Raw genomic sequence first — 1,794 nt, 5'->3', positions numbered from 1 at the left:
TATATTCCTGAATACTTTTTGTATCCCTTATTCTTTTCCATAAGAAGCCCGACCTTTCCCCAAATAAGCCTGCAGGAGAAATTACTCTCCTTTCCCAGCTCTCTGACCAAAAGTTCCAGTTCACTCTCCTCTATAAATTCCTTCCAGATAGAAAATATTTCTCTTTCCCCCCTGATCTCTTCTGTTACTTCCCCAAAAATCTCTATTTTTTCAACTCTCTCTATATAGCTCAATCTTTCTTCAATATTCTTTTTTGCTTTAACAAGCTCCTCTATCTTTTGGGTAAGCTCTTCTTTTTGCTCTATGAAAACTTCTTTTAAAGAATGAATGTTTTCTTTTTCCAGATATTCTTTTATCTTATTCAACGGAACTTTTCCGTATCTTAAATTCAATATATTATTGAGTAACTCAAACTGCTCATATGAATAATATCTGTATCCTGTTTCTTCATCAATATAGTCTGCCGTAAATATTCCTTTATTGTGATAATGCCTCAGAGTTGTTATGGGTATGTCAAATAACTTACTCATCTCCCCGATACTGTATCTGATCTTCATAATCCTCCTTCAAGCAAAAGATAAAACCACTTTGAAATTATACCTTTCTAAAATAAAAAAGACCAGTGATTTTTATCTCATCTCTGATTTAAAGCGATACTACAGGATATTTTTAAGATTTAGTGATGCTCCCCTCTATAATCGGATAGAGGATGCCTCTTGCTTTTTTTTAATTTCTAGAGGATATAAACTAAATTAATTGAAATTGAGACTAGATAAATTTGTACATTACTTCAAAAATCAAATAATGATATAATACCCCCATAAAATTACTTTTTGGAGATGAAAATCATGAAGAAACAGGAAATAGGACTTTTATTTTTATCTACACTTTTGGCATCTCTCAGTGGGTTTATAAATGCTTTAGGGATATTGTTATACTCCATACCGGTAAGTCACTTTACCGGTAGCACTACTAACTCATCTATTGCCTTTGTACATGGAGAGTTCCAAATATTCTGGAGAGTTTTCTCTACTATAATATTCTTTCTTCTCGGATGCATTACATCAGGGTATATTCTCGGGGAAAAGGAGTTTAATCCTGGTAAACGTTATGGAGTTATGCTCTTTTTTATTGGAATAGTTTTACTTTTGAGCTTTTATTTTATAAACATAGAAAAAATCTTTCTTCAGATGCTGTCATTCTTATGCGGAATGCAAAACGGACTCTTTATCACTTACAAAGGAATGACTGTGAGAATGACTCATATTACAGGTAGCCTTACAGACATGGGAGTTTATATAGGGAATTATCTGAGAAAAAAACACACCGATGTATGGAAGATAAAGTTTTTATTTTTTCTTTTTTTAGGATTTTTTATTGGCGGGATAATTGGCAGTTTTTCATATTTTAATTTCGGAAGAAATTCGTTTCTTCTAGCTTCTTTAGGATACCTTTTAGCTGGAATTCTTTATTTTCTTTGGAGAAGTAGGGGAATCAGAAGCGGAACCCTCTACCAAAGTCGTTAATTTTTATAAAAAAAATTTAATGATACCGGTCTTAAAAATTTGTCTTACATTATTTTTTTGATAATTAAGAATTATATTTAAATTTTTTGTATGCACAATTCACTGTCCCCATTAATTTATATTGAATAGTCTCCAATATATAATAATAGACTTTTGTGTATTTATAATTTATAATTGTTAATACAACTTCAAAACTATTCAACATGAGAGGATGATATTTATTTTAGACATAAGAAGCATTATATTACAAACTACTATAACCCATGCC

2 protein-coding genes are annotated in these 1,794 nt (G+C 31.0%); one reads left to right on the top strand and one right to left on the bottom strand.

Annotated features, from left to right (window positions below):
* Positions 1-557 (bottom strand): helix-turn-helix domain-containing protein (locus ABZA26_RS14290; RefSeq protein WP_372715163.1); only part of this gene is annotated, 557 nt, incomplete at its 3' end.
* Positions 558-848: 291 nt separating this feature from the next.
* Between ABZA26_RS14290 and ABZA26_RS14285 the strand changes: the two genes are divergently transcribed.
* Positions 849-1,526 carry a YoaK family protein gene (locus ABZA26_RS14285; protein ID WP_372715162.1) on the top strand — a complete coding sequence of 226 codons (678 nt, stop codon included), beginning with the start codon at positions 849-851 and terminating at the stop codon, positions 1,524-1,526.
* The last annotated feature ends 268 nt before the right edge of the window (positions 1,527-1,794 follow it).

Origin of the sequence: Ilyobacter sp. (genome assembly GCF_041583315.1) — a bacterium.
Classification (GTDB): Bacteria; Fusobacteriota; Fusobacteriia; order Fusobacteriales; family Fusobacteriaceae; genus Ilyobacter.
Note: the sequence above shows the minus strand (reverse complement) of the source record. Positions and strands in the feature narration are given on the sequence as shown.